Raw genomic sequence first — 21,880 nt, 5'->3', positions numbered from 1 at the left:
ACGCGGCAAACCGCTTGTCGCACACGAACCATCGCCCCATTTGCCCGACGAGGATTTCATGTCCACGACTCGAACCGCCGAACGCGTGCGCGCGCAGAACGGTACAACCGCCGCCACGAGCGGCCCGACACATCCAGGCTATCGAACCCTGTGGCGCTGGCACTTTTACGCGGGCCTCTTCGTGATGCCTTTTCTACTCGTGCTCGCCATCACCGGCACGCTGTATTGCTTCCAGCCGCAGATCGAGCCGCTGCTTTATCGACAGCAACTGGTCGTCGCACCGCAAGCCGTGCCGAGGCTGGCCGACAACGCGCTGCTCGCGAAAGCGCGCGCGGCGATGCCGCCCGGCTCGATCGCGACGACCGCCGTGATCACGCGCGATCCGCAACGCAGCGCGGAATTCGTATTTCGTCTCGCGGACGGCACGCAGCAGAGCATCTATCTGAATCCGTATAGCGGCGAGGTGCTGGGCACGCTGAGCGTCGAGCATCGCTTGATGCAGGTGGATCGCATGCTTCATCGCAAGCTGCTGCTCGGCAAGCCCGGCGAACTGCTGATGGAACTGGCCGCATGCTGGACGCTCGTGATGATCGGCACCGGCGTCGCACTATGGTGGCCGCGCGGCAAAACGACCGCGCGCGCGGTGCTGCTGCCGCGCCTGGCGCTGAAAGGACGTCCGCTATGGAAAAGTCTTCACGCGGTGATCGGCATCTGGCTCGCGCTTGGCGCACTTGCGTTCGTATTGACGGGGCTGCCGTGGACCGGCTCGTGGGGCAAGCAGTTCAAGGCGTTCGCGACCGCGACGCAGCTTGGCGCTCCGCCGGGCGCGTGGGGCGGTTTGCCGTTGCGCTCCATCGTGCCGGGAACGCCCTCGGACCACCCGGGCCACGCGAGCGCCACGCTCGCGCATGCCACGCGCGCCGACATGGACTCGATGCCCGGCATGGTCATGGACGACCTGCCGTTGCCGCTGACGCCGTGGGCCGTGGGCAACGCGAGCGTGCCCTCTTCCGCGGCCACCGACGCGGCGCAGCCTCTGTCGCTCGGGCATATCGTCGCGCTCGCCGCGTCGCTCGGTATCGCGGACGGCTACCGCATCGTGCTGCCGAACTCCGCAGCCGGCGTCTACACGCTTTCCTATTTCCCCGCGAATCCCAAAGACGAACGCACGTTGTACGTCGACCAATACAGCGGCGCGATCCTGAAGGACATTCGCTACGGCGATTACGGCGCGATCGCGAAGGCCGTGTCGTACGGCACCTCGCTGCATATGGGTCGCTACTTCGGCGTCGCGAATCAGATACTGTGCGCGGCTATTTCGCTCGGCCTTGGCGCGCTCGCTGTGACCGGCTTCGTGATGTGGTGGAAACGTCGGCCGCAACGCTCGCTCGGCGCGCCGTCGCGCGAGCGCGCCGCGCCGCCGATGCGTGGCTGGACAACCGGCCTCGCGCTTCTCGGCGTCGTTTTCCCGCTGATGGGCGCAACGCTCGTCGCGGTGTGGCTGCTCGACCGGCTGGTTTTCGGCCGTGACTCACGACCGGAACCGAACGGCGTGGCGTGAGATCAAGACGAGCCGGGGCGCACCGCTTGTGCCTCACGAGCGTTTACGATATATTTTGCTCGCTTATGATCGATTCACGCCGAAACGGAGACGAGATCCATGCAGCGAACCCGGGAAGATGCAATCAACGGGCTACTGCCCGAGCAGCGCGAAGCACTGATTCTGGAGCGATTGCGCACGCATGGTCGCGTGCTCGCGGCTGAGCTGGCCGCCGAGCTGCAGATCTCCGAGCACACCGTGCGCCGTCATCTGCGCGATCTCGCGGATCAGGGGCACTGCAAGCGCGTGTACGGCGGTGCGCTACTGATGTCGCCCGCTGACAAACCCGCGGCGCTGCGCATGCATGAGGCCGTCGATCGCAAGGCACTCCTAGCCGCGGCGGCCGTATCGATCGTTCGTCCGAAGCAGATCGTGCTGCTCGACGCGGGCACGACGAACGTCGCGATCGCGTCGGCGCTGCCCGACAACGCCGGCCTGACCATCGTCACGAATTCGCCCGAGGCCTGCGCGCGGCTGCTGAACCGCCCCGGTATCGACGTGATCCTGATCGGCGGCCGCATCGCCGGCGGCGCGGCGGGCTCGCTCGGCGCGACCGCGCTGCTGCAGATCCAGCAGATCCGCGCGGACCTCTGTTTTCTCGGCGCCTGCGCCTTCGACCCCGACGAAGGCGTCGCCGTATTCGACGCAGAGGACGCCGAACTGAAACGCGCGATGGTCAAAGCGAGTAGCCAGATCGCCATCGCACTGACCTCGGAAAAGCTCATGACAGCGGCGCCGTTCGCGGTAGCGCCTGTTTCGGCCGTCGATTATCTGTTCGTCGAAGCGGACGTGCCGGACGCGCGTGTCGCGAGCCTGCGGGCCGTCTGCGATAACGTGATGGCGGCACGCCCATGAGCTCGCTCGTCAGGGAACGCATCGCGACGCTCGCCGTCTTTCTCGCCAACGGTTTCGGCATCGGCGCATGGGCGGTCGAGGTGCCGCGCATCAAGGAAAGCCTGGCGCTCAGCGACACCTCGCTCGGCATCGCGCTGTTCTGCTTCGCGCTCGGCGCCATCGTTGCGATGCCGCTGGCGGGACAGCTCGCGCCGCGCGTCGGCAGCGGCCGCGCCACCGCGCTGCTCGGCGCGGCATTCGCGATCGCGCTGCCGTTGCCCGCGCTCGCGCCGGGCATGCTGACGTTGTGCGTGGTGCTGTTTGCGCTTGGCGCGTCGAACGGCGCGCTCGACGTGTCGATGAACGGACATGCGAGCGCGATCGAAACACGCTGGCGCGCGCCGATCATGTCGTCGTTTCATGCCGCGTGGAGCGCGGGCGGCCTGCTTGGCGCGGCGAGCGGCGCGATGTTGCAGAAAGGCGGCGTCGGCGTCGTGGGCGGGCTGTTCGCGCCCGATCTGTTGATCGCGGCCCTGATCATTTTCGCCGCGTCGTTTGCGTTGCGCGATATCGGTCCGCGCGCGGCCGCCGCGTCGAGCGGCTTCGCATGGCCCGACAGCAGCGTGATGAAACTGGCGCTGCTCGCGTTCATGTGCATGCTCGTCGAAGGCGCGGTGGCCGACTGGAGCGCGGTGTACCTGCGCTCCACATTGAACCAGGAAGCGAGCGTCGCCGCGATCGGCTACTCCGCGTTCGCGTTTTCGATGGCGGCCTGCCGGATCGCCGGCGACGCATCGGTGCGGCGCTTCGGTTCGAGCAAGGTCGTCGCGCTCGGCGGTCTGATCGCGCTCGCCGGACTCGCGCTCGTGCTGAGCCTGCCGACGGTGCTGACCGCGTGCGTCGGCTTCGCGATGGTCGGCATCGGTCTCGCGAATATCGTTCCGGTGATTTTCAGCGCGGCGGGTCGCTCGAACGCGACGCCGGCGATCGGCGTGTCGATGGCGGCCACGTTCGGCTATGCGGGCTTTCTGGTCGGGCCGCCGCTGATTGGTTTCGGTGCCGGCGTGGTTGGCCTGCGCGCGGCGCTGGGCGTGCTCGTGATGGCCACGCTGATCGTGTCGCTGCTGGGCGGCAAGGCGGTGCGCGCCGCGCAACCCGCCTAGCCAGCGTTATTTCGCTTTCTTGTCGAGCACGGCAAGCGGCTTGCGAACGGGTAACGCATCGCGTGCCGCATGCTGACCCAATGGCCAGCTGAACGCGCCCAGCAGCGAGCTCGGCTGCGTACCATCGTCGAGACCGGTGGCCGGCCACTCGTGTTTCGCGGGCACCCAACGCGTGCCGAACACGTGATCCCACATCGGCAATAGCTGCGTGAAGTTGTGATTGAAATGCTCGGCGCGAATCGAGTGATGCAGCCGGTGATACTGCGGATTGTTGACCCACGTGACGTAGCGGCCAAGGTCCATGCGCAGATTCAGATGCGCGAAGTAGTTGCCGAACATGAACACGATCGAGGTCGCACCGACGATCCACGGCTCGACCTTGAACAGTACGCCGACGAGCGGATAAAGCAGGCAGCCCTTGAGCAGCACTTCTATCCAATGATGCCGCAACGTGATCGTCACGTTGAAATCCACCGCGCTATGGTGCAGCGAATGCAGCTTCCACAGGATGGGCCATGTGTGCTGCAAGCGATGAAACGCGTATTCGAGGAAATCGATCGTCAGCAGCACGATCACGAACGAAGCTAGCGCGCCCCACCCGCGCGACACCAGCACCACCATCCCGCCGCCGAGTGCATTGACGATCGCGACGCTCGCGGCTGCCGTCAGCGGCTTCGTGGCTTCCGCCAACGCCAGATACAGGCCCGCATACGCCATGTTCAGACGCTGCCCCGCGCGCGATTGCAGCAATGCGGCTGGCCAGCGACGCTCGAGCAACGCACCGACGCCCATCATGACCAGCACGAGCGCGTAGGCTTGCAGCCATAGGCTCGCGTGGTGCAGCAATGCGGGAAACGGGCTCGACGCTAACATGAAATTCCCTGATGCGGCGGTCGTTAGCATGATCTTCGCAGCCCGCCGGCCCGCACGCAAGCGCCCTTTAGCGGGGGCCCGCCGCGAATTCAGCTTCACCCGCAAGCACGGAAAAAAATGGCGGGGTCATCGCTTCACGCCGTCACGATCGCGAGCGGACGTTAGATGCAGCCGTATCGTCCGCTCGCGTCGTCGTTGTTTGTCGACATCCGTTTGCTATTGGCCCCGCCGCACCTCGCAAGTTGCGCCAAGCTCCCCGAGCGCGAATCGCGAGACTTTTGCTGCCGTCGGCATTTGTTCACTGCGTGAAATTCCGGCTGCAACATGTGTAGTTCTTGTGCATTCGTCATTGCAATGGCTATGCCATGCTGGAATGAAGGCCTGCTACGTATGGAGAAATGCCTGCCGGGGCACTTCGAAGCGGGCCTGATCGCACGCAATGCATCGGAAATGAGACGCCGCGGGGATGCCCCGACGCCTTCGTGCTGGCTCGTACACGTCGTTCCACGCGCGCGGGAATACCCGAACGCGCATTGACGGACCAAGGTTTGCGACCCGTACCGGTCAACATGCCGACACGTCATGCGACGAAAGCGCGCCTGAATCATGCGGACCGGCGTGTCGCAAAGTTGAGACGGCAAGCGGCTTACAGCAGCGCGGTCAATTGCGCGACACGCGACTCGAACTGCCGCAATTCATCGCCGGCAAGCGACCTCTTCTGCGGCAGGTCAACCTTGAGCGGATCCTGCGGCACATCGTTCACGTGGACCTCGAAATGCAGATGCGGTCCGGTTGCCCAACCGCTCTTGCCGACATAGCCGATCACCTGATCGCGCATTACGCGGCTGCCGGAGCGCAGTCCTTTCGCGAAGTGCGATAGATGCGCGAACGTCGTAGAAAACGGTGCGGGGTTCTGAATGACGACCACGTTGCCATAACCGGCCTGACGGCCGATAAAGCGGATTACGCCGCGCGCGGTGGCACGCACGGGCGTGCCAACCGGCGCGGCAAGGTCGACACCGTCATGACTTTGCCAACGATGCAGCACCGGATCGAAGCGGCGCAACGAAAAAGCCGACGACACGCGTGTGAAGTCGAGCGGATAGCGCTCGAACGCAGGCCCTGCGCTGACGCCGTCTTTCGAGTAGTAGACCGGTTGGCCGTGAAGATTTTTCTGCAGGAACACGTCGTGCGCGGTCGAGCCTCGCATGATGCGCACCGCGAGCGGTTCGCGCGATGCGTCTTTGCTGTTGTCGCTACCGGTGTCGAATACGGCGCTCACGCGGTCGCCAGGTTGCAGATCGCGCGACAGATCGAGCTCGTCGCGAAACGCACGCGACAGAATGGCTGTGGTGCCCGCATCGACGCCGATGCTCTGCGCGGCCGCCGCGAATGTACGCTCGACCGGCGCTTCCCTCACGGTGTACGCGGGGGCTTGCGCAGCGGGCACGACCGGTGCGGGTGCCGACGCCGGTATCGGCACGCGGGCAACGGCCTGCGTCGAGTCCTTGCTCAGGAGCGAGACGTCGGGGTCGCCGTTGCGCGCGGCGCGTTCATGAGTGACGAGATAGGCGGCGCACGCCGAGCTCATTGCGCATACGACAATGATTTTGCTGGCGCGCCCCGACAGAAGACGAGCTACAGATAGAGGCATGGTCAGGAACGACTGTCGACCATCGCATGCGCGAAAGGCACGCACGGCGAGGTGGTTTCGTTGAATCAGCGTCTCCAGACACTGCGTAAGACGCTGCATGAGGCTCGGGGCAGCCTATGGTTGCTTTCTTAAGTCAGCCTTAAGCTGCCCCCAAATGAGCCTGCGATGCGGCGAGGGCGCGCGCTCGAACTTTGGCCGCTGAGGCACGACGGGCATGACGGCGCAATCGCGCTGCGCCGACGAGACAACAAGCCGGAATATTCGACTCGGCCGCGCGGACGTCGACCGGGTTACGACAACGAAGCAAGCATGTTCGACAGCCGTCGGACATGGGCCTTGAACGCGTCGCTCGTTTCGCGGTTCGTGGTGGGATTCAGATGCGAGCTTTCGGCGAGTTGCGCCTGCTCGTGAAAGTCGTTGGCGATCCTGCGCTTGATATCGTCGGGCAGCGACCGCACGATGGAGACCAGCAAAGCCTCTTCGGCATGCAGCATGCCGAGAATCGAATGTGTGTCCATACGGGAACCTCCGTGGGGAACATCGTCGGTGCCGGCCGGCAGTGGCGCCGGCGCTCCTCATGTTACCCCGTTGGTTCCGCGTCGTTGGTCGTGCGCGTTACTCGGCGATCGAATAGCGCGACGGACGAGCACGCGGCTGCTCCGCCTCACGCTCGACGCGCGGACTCGCGCCGCGGATGAACAGGACCGCGCAAAACGCGACCATGGCCCAGATGCAAAGAATGACGGTCAAAGCGCTCATGTCAGTTTCCGGTACTTCGGGATAGTACGGCGATGCTGCCGCGTAGGCTGTCAATGCAGCGTGGACCGCTCGGGCGCACCGAACAGCAGCTCATCGATCAGGGCGGTCGTAAACGTCAGCTGCGTTTCGAGCGATTGGCGCGCGGCTTGCGCGCCGGCTTCGTCGCTCTCGGGCGACGGCCGCGTGTGCCTGCGTGGCCAGACGCACGATGGCTTCGGAACCGCGTTGCAGTTCGCGCATCGCGCGGTCGTCCGGACCCGGCGTCGGCTGATCCCGTTCCGAGGTGGTGAGTTCCGGCAGGTCGGCGTCGAACCGGTGGGGTTTGTTGTGACGGGAAGACATCCGGGGCTCCTGACGGAAAAGCGCGATATACGCGACGGGACGAACCCAGTGTGCGCCGCCCCCCGTGTTTCAATTCACCGAACAGAAGCCGAATCTGAAGCCAATCCGGGGGCTTCGGGAAAAACGAGGGTTTTTACCAAGCAATTAGCGCAGGTGGGCCGCAAATCCCGTCGCCGGGGCGTTGGAATTCGCGGCAGCGGCAGGAAAACGTCTACCTTGCCGGCGCGGAAAAGACTTTGAGCGGCCTCAAGCTGCCGGAACAACGTCGATGCGCAATGCCTCGCCGCCGGCGGCAATCGCCAACAGGTGATCGACGTTCGGATGCGCGCCCGGACGGTTGCGCGCGTCGGCCGTATGCTCGGCAAACAGCGCGAGGCCGTGTTCGGCCGCCTTCGCGTCGAGCGTGCCGAACGCGCCGCGCAGGTAGTTGTACACCGCGAGCGAGCCCTGCTTGCCAGGTTTGTTCTCGATGCTAGCGACCACGGTACCGCTGCCATTGACCAGATCGATGCGTGCGATGCCGTCGATCGCCGGCATTCTGGCGAGATTTTCCTTGAAAACGTTGCTCGGTTCGATCATTGAAACCACTCCTTCCGTTCTAAAAAATGCATAGCGGGCCGTATCTTATCCGATGGGCGGCGAGCGGGCGAATTGGTGGCCACGACGGATCGGCACGCGCATCTGATACCTGGTGTACTTCGCCTGTACGACCAACCCGTTCGCGTTGACGGGCGGCGCCAGCCGTACGCTGACGTGGACGCTGAAGTACGCCGATCCGGCCTGATAGCGGCAGGCGCCTTCCTTCCTGTTTTCAGGCAGGAAGGCCTCGTTCGATGGTTGATAGGGGTAGCAGCCATACCGGTAGCAGAAGTTGGACTTCGCGATCGAAGTCGGCGAAGGCAAGCGGCCTCTCGATAGTGCGCGCGTGGCGTTGAATGCCGTTATGCAGCGGGTCAACCCGGCGTCAGCTGAAAAGCGTTGATCGAGAAGTCCGCGTGCGAGCAGCGGTTCGCCGCGCCGAAAAAAAAGCCCGCTTCCGCGGGCAACCCTTCTCTACGCAGCAGCGCCACGCGTGAACAGCATCACCCCTTCGTCGCGCCAAACGTCAGACCCGCGACGAAATGCTTCTGCATCGCAAAGAACATCATGACCGATGGCAGCGCCGCCAGAATCGATCCCGCCGAAACGAGATTCCACGCGGTCGTCCACTGCCCTTTCAGCGCGGCCACGCCGACCGTGATTGGCGCGGCGTCATCGCCTTGCGTCAGACACAAGGCCCAGAAATAGTCGTTCCACACGAACGTGAACACGAGGATCGCCAACGCCGCGAGCGCCGGACGAATCAGCGGCAGCACGATCCTGAAGAACACGGTCCACTCGTTCGCCCCTTCGATGCGCGCCGCCTCGACCAGCTCGAACGGCAGCTGCTTGATGAAGTTGCGCAGAAACAGCGCGCAAAAGCCGGTCTGGAACGACACATGAAACAGAATCAGCGCGCTCACGGTATTGAACAGACCGAGTTGCAACGACAGATCCCGCACCGGAATCATCAACACCTGGATCGGCACGAAGTTGCCCGCGACGAACGTCGCGAACAACGTCGAATTGCCGCGAAAGCGATAGATCGCCAAGGCAAAGCCGGCCATCGCCGCAAGTGCAATCGAACCCACTACGGAAGGAACCGTAATCAGCACGCTATTCCAGAAGTAATGCAGCATCGGCGACGTCGTCAATGCCTCGCGATAGTTATCGAACATCGCGAAGTGCTTCGGCCATCCCCAGTAGTTGCCCTCGCTCAGTTCTTCGGTCGAACGCACGGACGTGACCAGCACCGCGATCATCGGCAACAGCCAGATCACGAGTGCAATCGGCAATGTCAGTTTGTATGCGCGGCGCGTGGCCGGCTTCCATTTGTCGATCGGAATCGGAAACATCAGCGGCTCCTCATTGCTCGGCGCGCAGCATCCGCCGCAGGTGATAGACGATGTACACGAGCATGATGCCGAACAGCACCACCGCGATCGCCGCCGAATAGCCGATGCGGTAGTACTTGATCGCCTGGTCGTACATGAAATAGGCGAGCACCGTCGAGCTTTCGAACGGACCGCCGCCCGTCATCACCGAAATCAGATCGAAGCTGCGCAGCGCGCCGATGATCGTCACGACGATCGCCATGAACGTCGTGGGCCGCAACTGCGGCAGGATGACATGCCAGAGCATCGACCAGCCCTGCGCGCCTTCCATTCGCGCAGCTTCGATCTGCTCGGCGTTCAACGTGGTCAAGCCGGTCAGATAAAGAATCATGCAGTACGCGGTTTGCGGCCACAGCGCCGCGAACACAATGCCGAGCGTCGCATAGCGCGGATCGCCGAGCACCGGCACGCCGTGGCCGAGCATCATCGCGAGCAGGCCGAAGGTCGGATCGTAGAACCATGAAAAGATCAGTCCGACCACGACGCCCGACAACACGAATGGCGCGAAAAACAGCGACTTGACGATGCGGATGCCCGCCACCGCCTGATTCAGATACAGCGCGACGGCGAGGCCCATCGGCGGTGCGAGCAAAAACAGCACGAGCCAGATCAGGTTGTTCTTGAGCGCCGTATAGAAGGTGGGCGTATGGACCAGCTCGATATAGTTCGCGAGGCCGACGAAGGTCGGCTCGGTCATCCCATCCCAGTTGAAGAAGCTCAGGCGGATCGTCGAGAGGATCGGCCACACCACGTACACGGCCACCATGAAGCAGGCCGGCGCGAGAAACAGGAACGCGGCGCGCCGCTGCCGCCGTGCGGTCGGCGTCGGGCCGCGCCGGCGCGACGCGACGGACGCGCCGCTCAGCGCACCGCTCGACGCCGGCAAGCCCGGGCCGCCGGGTTCAACAGGACCGTCGACGCTACGACGGCTGACGGAATGCGACACGATCAATCTCCCGATCCAATCCGATGCATCGGACAGCGGCCTTGCGGCCGCCGCCGCTCACTTCTTGTAGATACGCTGACGCGTCTGCTCGAGCTGCGCGAGGATGTCGTCCAGTTTCGACGGATCGGAGACGAACTGCTGCATCCCCTTCATCCCTTCGTCGGCCATTTCCTTCGTCATGTCGCGATCGTAGAACTGCGCAATGCCGCCCTTCGTGTTCGACAGGATCTGGAAGCCGATCTTCGAAATCGGATCTTCAGGCTCCGGCGATTTGCTGTTCGCCGACAACGAGCCGAGTCCCTTTGCGAGTTGCGCACCGATCTGAGGCGTCTCGACGAACGCAAGGAACGTGTGCGCATCGGACTTGTTCTTCGCTTTCGACGGAATATGCAGCGATTCGACCGGCCCGTCCTCGGCGGTCGGCACCTTGGAGTCGATGATCGGGAACTGGAAGTACCCCATTTGCGGCTTCACGTTGTCCGGGAAACCCGCCGCAATGAACGTCCCCATCAGCATCATGGCAGCCTTGCCCTGGAACAGGAACGGCTGCACCGCGTCGAGATCGTAGGATAGTGAATTGTTGATGAAGTAGCCGTCGTCGATCAGTTGCTTCCACGTCGTATAGACCTTCTTCACGCGCGGATCGGTGTACGGAATTTCGCCGGCCATCAGCTTCTGGTGAAACGCATTGCCGTTCAGGCGCAGATCGAGATAATCGAACCAGCCGGCCAGCGTCCAGGCATCGCGGCCCGCCACCGCGATCGGCGCAATGCCGGCGGCCTTCAGCTTTTTCGCGGCGTCGAGAAACTCGTCCCACGTTTTCGGCTCGCCCTTGATGCCGGCCTTCTCGAACAGGTCCTTGCGATAGAACATCCCCCACGAGTAGTACACGGTCGGCGCGGCATACTGCTTGCCCTTGTACGACGATGCTTCCTTCGTCGACGCATACATGTCGTTCCAGCCGTTCTTCTGCCAGTCGCCGGTCAGATCCTCGAACAGGCCACGCTGCGCGTAATACGCCATACGCTCGCCGTCGTGCCAGTTGACGATATCGGGCGCGACAGTCGAAAGCCAACCCGGCAGCTGAACCTTGTAGGCTTCCTCATCGATGAACGATACCTTCACGTCGATCCCGGGATGCGCCTTCTTGAACTCGTCGACCACCTGCTGCCAAACCGCGCGCTGGCCCGCGCCCTTGTACGCGATGTTCATCGCGAGCGTGCCCGCCTGCGCGGTGCCGACGACCGAGGTCCCCGCGGCAACCGCGGCCAGCGCGAGCGCCAACAGAATCTTGCGTGGTTTCAGTTTCATCCTGACTGTCTCCTTCTTTCCATGGTTTTTACGTCGTTGTCGCTTCTATATCGAATGACTGCGTGGAATTGCCAAGGCCAGACTTCTATTGCGAGCGGTAGACCGCTACCCCTTGCGGCGCCACCTCCCGGGAGCCGATCACGAATGCGTCGTCGGAAATGTCGTCGAGCGTGTGGGTGCTATCGCCATAGTTGAACACATACGTCAGTCCGCCGCGACGGCTGATGCGCACGCTGTCGCCGAGTGCCTGCGTTTCGAGGCCCGCTTCCTGCGCGATGCGCGCGAACAGGCGCACGGTCAAGGCGTCGTCGAACAGGCTCGCGAAGTAGTGATACGCGCCGCTTCGCACGTACGCCGGATGATCGTCCGCGAAACGCGCGCGCACGTCGAATGAAGAAGATGCATCGCTGTCGATGAAATCGCGCCAGTGTCGCGCGAAGCCCTCGGCGGCACCGCCCTGCTGTTCGAGCACCACGGCTTCGGTCACGTTCGGCCGCATCGATTCGACGCGCCACACGCGCAGCAGCAGCACCGACGTCAATGCGCCCGGCGGCAGATTCGCCGGAATCCGCAGCTCGCGCGTCTTCGATCCGGTGCGTGGACCGAGCACGACCTGCGCGCCCGAGCGCGCGAGACGTTCGGCGAAATCGTCGGGCACGACCGGCAGCGGCGGCACGACGACGAGGCTATAACCATCGAACGATGCATCGGCCGGCACGACATCGACGTCGAGTCCGAGCGCGCGCAAAGCCGAGTAGTACTCGAACGCGAACCGCGGATAGTGAAAGTCCGCGCCCTGCGGATGAATCTCGAACAACCACTTCGCTTCATAGTCGTAGACGAGCGCGACTTTCGAGCGGATCGACGCATTGGCAACGGCGTTCGCGGCGAGCACCGCGTGAATTTCGGACGCCACCCGCGATGCTTCATTGCCGCCGACGTCGAGCCGGTTGTCGGGCGTATTGAGACCCGCATGCATCTGCTCCTGCGCGAACGGCGCCTGACGCCAGCGGAAATACGACACGCAGCCCGCGCCGTGGGCAAACGCTTCCCAGCTCCACAGCCGCACCATGCCCGGCAGCGGCGCCGGATTCCACTGCGCCCAGTTCACCGGTCCCGGCTGCTGCTCCATCACCCAGAACGGCAGCTTCGACATGCCGCGATAGACGTCGTGATTGAACGACGCGAAGTCCGGATGACCGCTGCGCAACCAGCGCGCCTTGATGTCCGGCGCGAACCACTGCTCTTCTAGCGCACCGAGCGGATAGCTGTCCCACGTTGCGACGTCGAGATCGGCCGCGACCTTGTAGTGATCGAACTCGGTGAAGAGCTGCATGAAGTTGTGCGCGACGGGCCGCCCCGGCGAATGCGCGCGAATGATCTCGACCTGCATGCGGTTGTAGCGCGCCACTTCGTCGGATGCGAAGCGCCGGTAGTCGAGACGATGCGAAGGATGCGCCTCGGTCACGGTGCCGACCGGCGCGTCGATTTCTTCGAAGCCGCGGTACTCCATGCTCCAGAACACTGTGCCCCACGCCTCGTTCAACGCCTGGATCGTGCGATAACGCGCCTTCAGCCACTCGCGAAAGCGCGCGACCGCGGCCGCCGAATAACTGACCACCGTGTGATGACAGCCAAACTCGTTATCGGTCTGCCAGAAAGCGACCGCCGGATGCTTGCCGTAACGCTCGGCCACCGCCGTGCAAATACGACGCGACGCCTCGAAATACGCGGGCGACGAGAAGTCGTAATGACGCCGCGAGCCGAACCCGCGCGGACGTCCATCGGCGCCGACCGGCAGGATCTCCGGATGACGATCGATCAGCCACTTCGGCGGCGTCGCGGTCGGCGTACACATGACGACCTTCAGGCCAGCCGCGCCGAGCACGTCGACGGCGCGATCGAGCCAGCCCCAGTCGTATTCGCCGGGAGTCGGCTCGATCCGGCTCCAGGCGAATTCCGCAATCCGCACCTGCTCGATGCCGAGCGCTTTCATCCGGCGCCCGTCGTCGTCCCACATCGACTCGGGCCAGTGCTCCGGGTAATAACAGACTCCAAGACGCATCCCTATGTCCCCAGTGTTTTTCAAGCGTAGTGTTCGACGGATTCGAGCGACGCGGCCGCGAAACCGTCCTCGGTAAACAGATGACAGGCCGTGCGCGACACCCGCAGGCTCGCGCGATCGCCTGGAGCGAGGCGCGTGTTGCCGGGCGCCTTGGCGATCAGAACGGCGCCGCCGGGTTGATCGAGGTGCACGTAGCTGTGCTCGCCAAGCTGCTCGACGAGCGATACGGTGCGCGCGAGCACGCCGTCTTGCGACGCGGCCGCATTCGTCGTGGCCGATGCATCGACGAACTCGAGATGCTCGGGACGCACGCCGAGCGTGACCGGCTGCGCTGGCTGCAATCCGGCGCTGCCGACCGGCACACGCACGTTCTCGCCGGTGTCATCGAGCGTGACGAGCACGCCCTGCGCATCGAGTGACGCCACCTTGCCCGGCAGGAAATTCATTCGCGGCGAGCCGATAAAGCCGGCCACGAAGCGGCTTTTCGGGCGGTGATACAGCTCGAGCGGCGCGCCGATTTGCGCGATGCTGCCGTAACGCTCGGTGTCCTTGCCCGAATGCAGCAGCACGATCTTGTCGGCGAGCGTCATCGCTTCGATCTGATCGTGCGTCACGTAGACCACGCTCGCCTTCGCAAACTGCTTATGCAGACGCGCGATTTCGACGCGCGTTTGTCCGCGCAAGGTTGCATCGAGATTGGACAGCGGTTCGTCGAACAGAAACACGCCGGGCTCGCGAACGATCGCGCGGCCGATCGCGACGCGCTGCCGCTGCCCGCCCGACAGCGCCTTCGGCTTGCGCTCGAGCAGTGCCTCGAGTTGCAGGATGCGCGCGGCTTCACGCACCTTGCGCTCGATTTCATCCTTCGGGGTCTTCGCGAGTTTCAGGCCGAACGCCATGTTCTCGAACACGCTCATGTGCGGAAACAGCGCATAGCTCTGGAACACCATCGCTACGCCACGCTGCGCGGCCGGCACGTCGTTGACGATCTTCCCGCCAATCGACAGGTCGCCGTCGGTCACATCCTCGAGCCCGGCGATCATGCGCAACAGCGTTGACTTGCCGCAACCCGACGGGCCGAGAAACACGCAGAACTCGTTTTCGCCGATGTCCAGATCGACGTTGCGAATCACCGGCGCACCGTCGCCATACGCCTTCTGCACGCCTCGTAACGAAATGCTCGCCATTGCATCGACTCCGTGATTTAATCGGTGCGAAGTCGGAGATTAAGCGCTTAATCAGCATGACCGAAAAATCGATCGCAAGGCGATCGTTGGTCTGTCTCCGATATCGTTTTGTACGTTGTTCGATGACAGATGTTGCCGCGCCTCGCGCCGCGACGCAAATGTCGGACAGCCATCCCAAATATTGACAACATCATGCCCACACTCAGCGAAGTCGCGCGTCATGCCGGCGTCACGCCAGCGACGGTTTCCAACGTGCTGCGCAAGCGCGGCCGCGTTGGCGAAACGACCCGGCAACGCGTGCTCGAGGCAGTCGCGGCGCTCGGCTATCGCCCGCATCTCGCCGCACGCGCGCTCGCCGAGGGCCGCGCGCCGACGCTCGCGCTGATGGTGTCGAGCATCGCGAATCCGTTCTATCCGGAGTTCGCGCTCGCGGTCGAACGCGCTGCGCGCACGAGCGGCCACTTCGTGATCATCTGCAATACCAACGACGATCCGCTAAGCGGCCGCGCGTACCTAGACCAGATCGCCGGCACCTTGTCCGAAGGCGTGCTCGTGACCAACGCGAACCTCGATTTCGCCGATCTGCACGAGACCGAAGCGCGCGGCACGCCGGTCGTGCTGTGCATGTGGGAGCGGCCCACCGAGCCGCCCGGGCTGCCGTGCGTCGCGGTCGATTTCCGGCTGGCCGGCAAGCTGGCCGGCGAGCATCTGCTGGAGCTCGGGCATCGGCGCTTTGGTGCGATCGTCGGCAGCAAGGTGTCGGGCATTCACGTGGCGCGCTTCGAAGGTTTCGTCGACGCGTTGCGCGCGGCCGGTGTGACGAGAAATCGCGTGCGACACGCGGCCGACACGATCCACGGCGGCTCCCTGGCGGCCCGCGCGCTGCTCGAAGCCGATCCGCAACTCAGCGCGATCTTCGCGACCAACGATTTGCCTGCGCTCGGCGCGATGCACGCGGCCGCGGATCTGGGCCTGCGCGTGCCGCACGAACTGTCCGTGATCGGCATCACCGACATCCAGCTCGCGCGCGAGTCGCGCCCTGCACTGACGACGGTGGCGGTGCCGACGGTCGAGGTCGCCGGACTTGCAGTGGAACTGCTGCGCGAGCTGATCGAGACTTCGTACGGACAGCCGGGACGCGCCGCGCGGGACATGCCGGCGCCCGTGCCGATGCGGATTTCGTCCGAGCCGAAACTGGTCGTGCGCGCATCGACGGCCGCACCGCGTTCGCGTTGATGTGGCAGTTACAGCCGCGCCGCAACGTTGCAGTTCGTCGCAGTTGGACCAGGCTCGGCCAGCTTGCCGCGCGTCAACTCGCGTGACGAGGCCGGCGCGCACCGACCGCCAACGCAATACAGGCCAATCCCGCGGAAACCGCCGCGAACGCGACGTTCGCCCACAAATGTCCGACCCGGGTCGACAGCAGCGCTATGCCGACCGCCGGCAACGAGTTGCCGGTGTAACAGCAGAGCAGATACGCCGATAGCAATTCGGCGCGTTGGTCCGCGGGCGCGATCCGGTTGATCTCCTGCAAACTGCCGCGAAACCCGAGCGCGGCTGCGATGCCGCACAGCGCGGTCGCCGCGCTCAGCACTACGATCGACGCGACGACCTGCGCCGACAGCAGCAACGCGAGACTCGGCGGCAACAGCCACAGTCCGGCGAGCATCGCGGTGCGAGCGGCGAGTTTCGACGTGACCATCACGGTGATCGTGCTCGCGGCGAACAGTTCGGCGACGAGCGCCCCGCTCAGCGCGGGGCTGTGCAGATGCATGCTGTTCGCGATCAGATTGGGCAACAGCGCCGCAAAAAAGCCGAGCAGCGCGAAGGTCGCGAATGCGGTGACGGCAGGCACGACGAATGCCACGCGCAATTGCGCGGGCACGCCGATGCGTGGTGCGAACGACACCTGTGCGAACGTCCGGGCACGCGCCTGGACCGTTTCGCATGCGAGCGCCGCCAACGCCGCGGTGACCAGAAGCGTCAACAGATAAACGACGAACACCGTGCGCAATGGCCAGGGCGCGAATTGCGCGAGCAGACCAGTCAGCAGCGGTCCCACTCCGAGCCCAGCCAGATTGACCGCCGCGGCAAGACGGCTGGCGGGCGCCTTGTCGGCGCCGGCGTGCAATTCCGCGATCCACGCGGTCGCCGTGGCGGCACCGACGCCGATTGCAAGGCCGCTCGCCGCCCGGGCGACGAAAAGCCACGTCGCATGCGTGGCGAACAGAAAACACATCGTGCTCGCGATCGCGGCTGCGAGCACGAGCAGACTGACCGATCGGCGCCCGGCCTGGTCGGACACGCGACCGAATAGAAACAAAGCGCCGAGATTGCCGATCACGTAGGTCGCGTACACGAGCGTGATCGTCAGATCGGACAAGCCGAACCGGCGTTGATAGAGCGGATAAAGCGGCGTGACCATCGTGCTGCCCGCGTACAGAACGCCGATCACGAGGGCGGCGGCGATCAGCGATGCGCGGGAGCCGAGTCGTCGCTGCCACCAGTGCGAAGGCATGGGTCTCTCCGAAAGGTTCGCATTCAGTCGACGCGAGCAAGCGCTGTTCCGCCGCAACCTCTCGCAAACGTTCAGCGCCCACTGAAAAAGCGCGTTACGCACCTCGAATTGCGTTGAAAACCCACCGCTGACATTTCAACCCGCTTTCAGACGGGCCAGGACTTTCCCCAAGCCGAGAAGCGCCGCTTCGCACTGCAGCACAGCGCCAAAGCGTTACCACACAAGGCTGTCAGCCTGCACGCGGTTCGCGGCGCGGCGAATTTCCGCGTTCACATTTCCTTGACGAGCAGTCGCGGGCCTGCTGTACTAAATCAACCAAAGTGATTTAGGCGATTTCCTTCGGACCACATTGCATCGAAGCGTCATCGTCAAACGTCAAGCCCGCAGCTTCGCAGTTTCGATCTATCTGCAGTCCCATACGTCGTTGCCAATAACCGGAGGAGCGTCTCATGAATCTGAATTCCCACAGGCGTCCTGTCGCCAGGACAATCGCGTCGATGTGCGCCGCGTCAGCGGCGCTGTGGTGCGCAAGCGCGAGTCAGGCCGCCGACCAGCCCGTCATCGGCCTGATCACGAAGACCGATACGAACCCGTTCTTCGTCAAGATGCGCCAGGGCGCGGACGCGGCCGCGTCGAAAGACGGCGCGAAACTGATCACGGCCGCCGGCAAGTTCGACGGCGACAACGCGAGTCAGGTCACCGCGATCGAAAACATGATGACGGCCGGCGCGAAAGCAATCCTGATCACGCCGAGCGACACCAAGGCGATCGTACCGAGCATCAAGAAGGCGCGCGCGGCCGGTGTGATGGTCATCGCCCTCGATACGCCGACCGATCCGCAGGACGCAACCGACGCCCTGTTCGCCACCGACAACTTCAAGGCCGGCGTGCTGATCGGCAAATATGCGAAGGCCGCGCTGAACGGCAAGCCCGCGAAGATCGCCACGCTCGATCTCGCGCCGGGCGTGTCGGTCGGCGTGCTGCGCCACAACGGCTTCCTCGAAGGCTTCGGCGTCAAGGAAGGCGACCCGTCGATCGTCTGCAGCCAGGACACGCGCGGCGATCAGGCGAAAGGTCAGACGGCGATGGAAAACTGCCTGCAGAAAGCGCCCGACATCAACGTGGTCTACACGATCAACGAACCGGCCGCGGCCGGCGCGTATCGCGCGCTGAAGGCGGCGGGTAAGGACAAGGGCGTGATGATCGTGTCGATCGACGGCGGTTGCGAAGGCGTACGCAACGTGAAGGCCGGCGCGATCGCGGCGACCTCGCAGCAGTATCCGCTGAAGATGGCCGCGCTCGGCGTCACCGCCGGCGTCGACTACGCGAAGACCGGCAAGAAGGTGTCCGGTTATCACGACACCGGCGTCACGCTGATCACCGACAAGCCGATGTCCGGCATCGACAGCAAAGACACGAAGTTCGGCCTCGACAACTGCTGGGGCAACAAGTAACGCGCATTGCACAGCGGCCCGTTGCGCGTCGCACCGGGCCGCCAATTGATTTGCAGCGTGACCTTCATGTCACGCTCATGTACCGAGGACTGCCATCATGTCGACCCCTTCCGCGCCCGCCGGCCGGCCGCGCCCGTCTTTCACCGAGCACCTGCCGTCGCTGTCCGAAATCGGACCGCTGATCGCGCTGGTGCTGGCCTGCGCATTCTTTGTCTCGCAGAGCAGCCGCTTTCTATCGTTCCAGAACCTGTCGCTGATCCTGCAACAGACGATGGTCGTCGCGGTCATCGCGATCGGCCAGACACTGATCGTGCTGACCGGTGGCATCGATCTGTCCTGCGGCATGGTAATGGCCTTCGGCTCGATCATCATGACGAAGTTCGCGGTCGTGCTCGGCGTGCCGCCGATCCTCGCGATTCTGTGCGGCATCGGCGCCAGCACCTTGTTCGGCTTACTGAACGGTCTGTTGATCACGCGCATCAAGTTGCCGGCGTTCATCGTCACGCTGGGTACGCTGAACATCGCGTTTGCGCTCACGCAGATCTACTCGAACGCGGAAAGCGTGTCGAACCTGCCCGATGCGATCATGTTCCTCGGCAGCACGTTCAGGCTCGGACCGGCGGAAGTCACGTACGGCACCGTGCTGACGCTGCTGATGTATGTGGGCACGTGGTTCGTGCTGCGCGACACGGTGCCCGGCCGGCATCTGTACGCGCTCGGCAACAACGCCGAGGCCGCGCGACTGATGGGCCTGTCGTCGCAGCGGATTCTGCTGACCGTCTACACGCTTGCCGGCGCGATCTACGGCATCGCCGCGCTGCTGTCGGTAGCGCGCACCGGTGTCGGCGATCCGCAGGCCGGGCAAACCGAGAACCTCGACAGCATCACCGCGGTCGTGCTCGGCGGCACGAGTCTGTTCGGTGGACGCGGCTCGATCGTCGGCACCTTGCTTGGAGCGCTGATTGTCGGCGTATTCCGTAACGGCCTGACGCTGATCGGTGTTTCCTCGGTGTACCAGGTATTGATCACCGGCATCCTCGTGATTCTCGCGGTCGCCGCCGATAAACTCTCGCACCGCGGCCGTTGATCCCGCACAGGAGCCTTGTCATGTTGACCTCCACCTCCTCTTCCACGTCCGCTGCGATGCCGGTTCTGCAGGCACGCGGGCTCGTCAAACGTTACGGCAACGTGACCGCGCTCGACGGTTGCGATTTCGAAGTGCTGCCCGGCGAGATCCTCGCGGTGATCGGCGACAACGGCGCGGGCAAATCGTCGCTGATCAAGGCGCTCTCGGGCGCCACGGTGCCCGACGAAGGCGAGATTCTGCTCGACGGCAAACCGGTCAAGTTTCGCAGTCCGCTCGATGCGCGCGCACAAGGCATCGAGACCGTGTACCAGGAACTCGCCGTCGCGCCGGCGATGAGCATCGCCGAAAACCTGTTTCTCGCCCGCGAATTGCTGAAGCCCGGCTGGCGCGGCTCGCTGTTCAAGATGATCGACAAGCGCCGCATGCTCGACGAAGCGACGGCCGCCATGAAGGATCTGCAAATCGGCATCCGCTCGATGCGCCAGGCGGTCGAAACGCTGTCCGGCGGCCAGCGCCAGGGCGTCGCCGTTGCACGCAGCGCGGCATTCGCGCGCCACGTGGTGATTCTGGACGAGCCCACCGCCGCGCTCGGCGTGAAGGAAGGCAACATGGTGCTCGAACTGATCCGGCGCGTGCGCGAGCGTGGCCTGCCGGTGATTCTGATCAGCCACAACATGCCGCACGTGTTCGAGATCGCGGACCGCATCCATATCCAGCGGCTCGGCCGGCGCGCGGCGCTCGTCAATACGAAGGACGTGCACATGTCGGAAGCGGTCGCGATCATGACCGGGGCGAAGGAAGCCGACGTGAAGGCGATCGCATGACGCGCCGCCCAATCCGCTGAGCCACGAGGCCGGTACACGACAATGGACACCCCCAGCACCAGCAGGCGTTCGCCGGTCAAACGCACGGTCGGTTCGAATCAGGTCGGCATGCGGCAATTCAACGAGCGCATCGTGCTGCAAACGATCCGCTTGCATGGACCACTGCCGAAGGCCGAGGTCGGCCGTCTCACGCGTCTTTCGATGCAGACGGTGTCGATGATCGTCGACCGGTTGATCGCCGACGGCCTGCTCGAAAAGCACGCGCGCGTGCGCGGCAAGATCGGCCAGCCGTCGGTGCCGATCGCGTTGTGCGCGGACGGCGCGTACACGATCGGTATCAAGGTCGGACGCCGCAGTCTCGACGTGCTCGCGATGGACTTCGCCGGGCGCATCGTATGCCGCGACGTATTCGAGTATGCGTATCCCGATCCGCGCGCGCTGTTCCCTGCGCTCGAAAACAAACTCGCGCGCGTGAACCAGACGCTCGGCGCGAAGGCGGGCAAGGTGGTCGGCGTCGGTGTCGCGGCGCCGTTGTGGCTCGGCGGCTGGCGCGACTTTCTCGGCGCGCCGCCCGACGCGCTCGACGCCTGGAACGACATCGATCTGCGCGCGCGCATCGCGACGATAACCGGCCTGCCCGTCGAGTTCGCCAAAGACACCACGGCCGCCTGCGCGGCCGAACTCGTGATGGGCCAGGGCCGCGGCATCCACAACTTCCTGTATCTGTTCGTCGGCACGTTCATCGGCGGGGGTCTCGTAATCGACGGACGTCTGCATGGCGGTCCACACGACAACGCGGGCGCGGTCGGTTCGATCCCGCTGCGCGAAGGCGGCGCACGCAAACCTGCGCGGCAGTTGCTGCACGCGGCATCGGGCTTCGTGCTCGAACGACTGTTCAGCGATGCGGGCGCGCCGGCGGCCGCGGCGCATGATCATCGCGCGTTGTCGCCCGAGTTGTGGCGGCATACCGAGCGATGGCTCGACAGCGCGTGCCCGGCGATCGCGAATGCGCTAACCAATGCGGCCGCGTTGCTCGATCTCGAAGCCGTCGTGATCGACGGCGAGTTCGACCGGCTACTGCTGCGCGAGATCATTCGGCGCACCGAGCGCGTGCTCGATCGTTTCGAATGGGAAGGGATGGTGCGGCCGCAATTGCTCGAAGGCGCGATCGGCGCCGATGCCCGCGCGATGGGCGGTGCGATTCTGCCGCTATATGCGCATTTCGCGCCGGTGCATGAGCTGTTCCTGAAGCCGGCGGCGTCGGAGGCAGGTTATGACGAGCGGTGAGCG

The 21,880-nt window shown here is 64.3% G+C and carries 20 protein-coding genes and 1 pseudogene; 8 read left to right on the top strand and 13 right to left on the bottom strand.

Annotated features, from left to right (window positions below; all coding sequences use genetic code 11):
• Window positions 1–58 precede the first annotated feature (58 nt).
• The 3 genes from OKW35_RS24030 (at window position 59) to OKW35_RS24020 (ending at window position 3,597) form a co-directional block, all read left to right on the top strand.
• Entirely contained in the window at window positions 59–1,561 is a 1,503-nt protein-coding gene (locus tag OKW35_RS24030; RefSeq protein ID WP_429553295.1) for a PepSY-associated TM helix domain-containing protein, read from the top strand.
• A gap of 99 nt (window positions 1,562–1,660) precedes the next feature.
• Window positions 1,661–2,455: a DeoR/GlpR family DNA-binding transcription regulator gene (locus tag OKW35_RS24025; RefSeq protein ID WP_429553294.1), complete on the top strand. Its 795-nt coding sequence runs from the start codon at window positions 1,661–1,663 to the stop codon at window positions 2,453–2,455.
• Window positions 2,452–3,597 (top strand): MFS transporter, encoded by a 1,146-nt coding sequence (locus tag OKW35_RS24020; RefSeq protein WP_429553293.1) that lies wholly within the window; start codon window positions 2,452–2,454, stop codon window positions 3,595–3,597. The genes OKW35_RS24025 and OKW35_RS24020 overlap by 4 nt, the downstream gene beginning before the upstream one ends.
• Before the next feature lie 183 nt (window positions 3,598–3,780).
• Here the strand turns inward: OKW35_RS24020 and OKW35_RS24015 are convergent.
• From OKW35_RS24015 to OKW35_RS23960, 12 genes and pseudogenes are all read right to left on the bottom strand, one after another.
• Window positions 3,781–4,218 (bottom strand): annotated as a pseudogene (locus tag OKW35_RS24015) (sterol desaturase family protein); the annotation flags it as partial.
• An 898-nt stretch (window positions 4,219–5,116) separates the two neighbouring features.
• The gene (locus OKW35_RS24010) at window positions 5,117–6,061 is read right to left on the bottom strand and encodes a peptidoglycan DD-metalloendopeptidase family protein (protein ID WP_429553292.1); all 945 of its coding nucleotides are present in this window, start codon (window positions 6,059–6,061) and stop codon (window positions 5,117–5,119) included.
• A gap of 353 nt (window positions 6,062–6,414) precedes the next feature.
• A complete protein-coding gene (locus tag OKW35_RS24005) occupies window positions 6,415–6,642 on the bottom strand; it encodes a hypothetical protein (protein WP_013092139.1) in 228 nt (75 codons plus the stop codon).
• Between the two features lie 97 nt (window positions 6,643–6,739).
• Window positions 6,740–6,883, bottom strand: a complete 144-nt coding sequence (locus OKW35_RS24000; protein ID WP_167368704.1) for a hypothetical protein — start codon at window positions 6,881–6,883, stop codon at window positions 6,740–6,742.
• Between the two features lie 90 nt (window positions 6,884–6,973).
• On the bottom strand, window positions 6,974–7,225 hold the full coding sequence (locus OKW35_RS23995; protein ID WP_429553291.1) for a hypothetical protein: 252 nt from the start codon (window positions 7,223–7,225) through the stop codon (window positions 6,974–6,976).
• Window positions 7,226–7,471: 246 nt separating this feature from the next.
• Window positions 7,472–7,804: a DUF2322 family protein gene (locus OKW35_RS23990; RefSeq protein WP_184064378.1), complete on the bottom strand. Its 333-nt coding sequence runs from the start codon at window positions 7,802–7,804 to the stop codon at window positions 7,472–7,474.
• A 45-nt stretch (window positions 7,805–7,849) separates the two neighbouring features.
• Window positions 7,850–8,128, bottom strand: coding sequence for a hypothetical protein (locus OKW35_RS23985; protein ID WP_429553879.1), 279 nt, complete (start codon window positions 8,126–8,128; stop codon window positions 7,850–7,852).
• A 179-nt stretch (window positions 8,129–8,307) separates the two neighbouring features.
• On the bottom strand, window positions 8,308–9,159 hold the full coding sequence (locus tag OKW35_RS23980; RefSeq protein WP_018423397.1) for a carbohydrate ABC transporter permease: 852 nt from the start codon (window positions 9,157–9,159) through the stop codon (window positions 8,308–8,310).
• A 10-nt stretch (window positions 9,160–9,169) separates the two neighbouring features.
• On the bottom strand, window positions 9,170–10,144 hold the full coding sequence (locus tag OKW35_RS23975) for a carbohydrate ABC transporter permease (protein ID WP_184064375.1): 975 nt from the start codon (window positions 10,142–10,144) through the stop codon (window positions 9,170–9,172).
• 57 nt (window positions 10,145–10,201) lie between these two features.
• Window positions 10,202–11,455 carry an ABC transporter substrate-binding protein gene (locus tag OKW35_RS23970; RefSeq protein ID WP_184064372.1) on the bottom strand — a complete coding sequence of 418 codons (1,254 nt, stop codon included), beginning with the start codon at window positions 11,453–11,455 and terminating at the stop codon, window positions 10,202–10,204.
• Between the two features lie 85 nt (window positions 11,456–11,540).
• Window positions 11,541–13,520, bottom strand: coding sequence for a beta-galactosidase (locus OKW35_RS23965; protein ID WP_429553290.1), 1,980 nt, complete (start codon window positions 13,518–13,520; stop codon window positions 11,541–11,543).
• Between the two features lie 20 nt (window positions 13,521–13,540).
• Window positions 13,541–14,707 (bottom strand): ABC transporter ATP-binding protein, encoded by a 1,167-nt coding sequence (locus tag OKW35_RS23960; RefSeq protein ID WP_429553289.1) that lies wholly within the window; start codon window positions 14,705–14,707, stop codon window positions 13,541–13,543.
• Between the two features lie 192 nt (window positions 14,708–14,899).
• Between OKW35_RS23960 and OKW35_RS23955 the strand changes: the two genes are divergently transcribed.
• Window positions 14,900–15,943: a LacI family DNA-binding transcriptional regulator gene (locus OKW35_RS23955; protein ID WP_429553288.1), complete on the top strand. Its 1,044-nt coding sequence runs from the start codon at window positions 14,900–14,902 to the stop codon at window positions 15,941–15,943.
• Window positions 15,944–16,016: 73 nt separating this feature from the next.
• Here OKW35_RS23955 and OKW35_RS23950 read toward each other — a convergent pair whose 3' ends face one another.
• The gene (locus OKW35_RS23950; RefSeq protein WP_429402801.1) at window positions 16,017–17,225 is read right to left on the bottom strand and encodes an MFS transporter; all 1,209 of its coding nucleotides are present in this window, start codon (window positions 17,223–17,225) and stop codon (window positions 16,017–16,019) included.
• Window positions 17,226–17,674: 449 nt separating this feature from the next.
• On the opposite strand from OKW35_RS23950, the gene OKW35_RS23945 reads away from it, so the two are divergent.
• The 4 genes from OKW35_RS23945 (at window position 17,675) to OKW35_RS23930 (ending at window position 21,877) form a co-directional block, all read left to right on the top strand.
• A complete protein-coding gene (locus tag OKW35_RS23945) occupies window positions 17,675–18,679 on the top strand; it encodes a sugar ABC transporter substrate-binding protein (RefSeq protein ID WP_429402799.1) in 1,005 nt (334 codons plus the stop codon).
• A 97-nt stretch (window positions 18,680–18,776) separates the two neighbouring features.
• Window positions 18,777–19,766, top strand: coding sequence for an ABC transporter permease (locus OKW35_RS23940; protein ID WP_184064339.1), 990 nt, complete (start codon window positions 18,777–18,779; stop codon window positions 19,764–19,766).
• A gap of 20 nt (window positions 19,767–19,786) precedes the next feature.
• Window positions 19,787–20,590 carry an ATP-binding cassette domain-containing protein gene (locus OKW35_RS23935; protein ID WP_184064337.1) on the top strand — a complete coding sequence of 268 codons (804 nt, stop codon included), beginning with the start codon at window positions 19,787–19,789 and terminating at the stop codon, window positions 20,588–20,590.
• Window positions 20,591–20,632: 42 nt separating this feature from the next.
• Complete coding sequence (locus tag OKW35_RS23930; RefSeq protein ID WP_184025444.1) at window positions 20,633–21,877, top strand: ROK family transcriptional regulator; 1,245 nt, start codon at window positions 20,633–20,635, stop codon at window positions 21,875–21,877.
• The last annotated feature ends 3 nt before the right edge of the window (window positions 21,878–21,880 follow it).

The sequence above is a fragment of the Paraburkholderia sp. MM5477-R1 genome, from assembly GCF_050436385.1.
In the GTDB taxonomy this organism is placed as follows: Bacteria; Pseudomonadota; Gammaproteobacteria; order Burkholderiales; family Burkholderiaceae; genus Paraburkholderia; species Paraburkholderia tuberum.
Note: the sequence above shows the minus strand (reverse complement) of the source record. Positions and strands in the feature narration are given on the sequence as shown.

Coding starts and splice junctions, on each gene's coding strand:
- OKW35_RS24030 (WP_429553295.1), top strand. CDS start 59: ATGTCCACGACTCGAACCGCCGAACGCGTGCGCGCGCAGAACGGTACA.
- OKW35_RS24025 (WP_429553294.1), top strand. CDS start 1,661: ATGCAGCGAACCCGGGAAGATGCAATCAACGGGCTACTGCCCGAGCAG.
- OKW35_RS24020 (WP_429553293.1), top strand. CDS start 2,452: ATGAGCTCGCTCGTCAGGGAACGCATCGCGACGCTCGCCGTCTTTCTC.
- OKW35_RS24010 (WP_429553292.1), bottom strand. CDS start 6,061: ATGAGCTCGGCGTGCGCCGCCTATCTCGTCACTCATGAACGCGCCGCG.
- OKW35_RS24005 (WP_013092139.1), bottom strand. CDS start 6,642: ATGGACACACATTCGATTCTCGGCATGCTGCATGCCGAAGAGGCTTTG.
- OKW35_RS24000 (WP_167368704.1), bottom strand. CDS start 6,883: ATGAGCGCTTTGACCGTCATTCTTTGCATCTGGGCCATGGTCGCGTTT.
- OKW35_RS23995 (WP_429553291.1), bottom strand. CDS start 7,225: ATGTCTTCCCGTCACAACAAACCCCACCGGTTCGACGCCGACCTGCCG.
- OKW35_RS23990 (WP_184064378.1), bottom strand. CDS start 7,804: ATGATCGAACCGAGCAACGTTTTCAAGGAAAATCTCGCCAGAATGCCG.
- OKW35_RS23980 (WP_018423397.1), bottom strand. CDS start 9,159: ATGTTTCCGATTCCGATCGACAAATGGAAGCCGGCCACGCGCCGCGCA.
- OKW35_RS23970 (WP_184064372.1), bottom strand. CDS start 11,455: ATGAAACTGAAACCACGCAAGATTCTGTTGGCGCTCGCGCTGGCCGCG.
- OKW35_RS23965 (WP_429553290.1), bottom strand. CDS start 13,520: ATGCGTCTTGGAGTCTGTTATTACCCGGAGCACTGGCCCGAGTCGATG.
- OKW35_RS23960 (WP_429553289.1), bottom strand. CDS start 14,707: ATGGCGAGCATTTCGTTACGAGGCGTGCAGAAGGCGTATGGCGACGGT.
- OKW35_RS23955 (WP_429553288.1), top strand. CDS start 14,900: ATGCCCACACTCAGCGAAGTCGCGCGTCATGCCGGCGTCACGCCAGCG.
- OKW35_RS23950 (WP_429402801.1), bottom strand. CDS start 17,225: ATGCCTTCGCACTGGTGGCAGCGACGACTCGGCTCCCGCGCATCGCTG.
- OKW35_RS23945 (WP_429402799.1), top strand. CDS start 17,675: ATGAATCTGAATTCCCACAGGCGTCCTGTCGCCAGGACAATCGCGTCG.
- OKW35_RS23940 (WP_184064339.1), top strand. CDS start 18,777: ATGTCGACCCCTTCCGCGCCCGCCGGCCGGCCGCGCCCGTCTTTCACC.
- OKW35_RS23935 (WP_184064337.1), top strand. CDS start 19,787: ATGTTGACCTCCACCTCCTCTTCCACGTCCGCTGCGATGCCGGTTCTG.
- OKW35_RS23930 (WP_184025444.1), top strand. CDS start 20,633: ATGGACACCCCCAGCACCAGCAGGCGTTCGCCGGTCAAACGCACGGTC.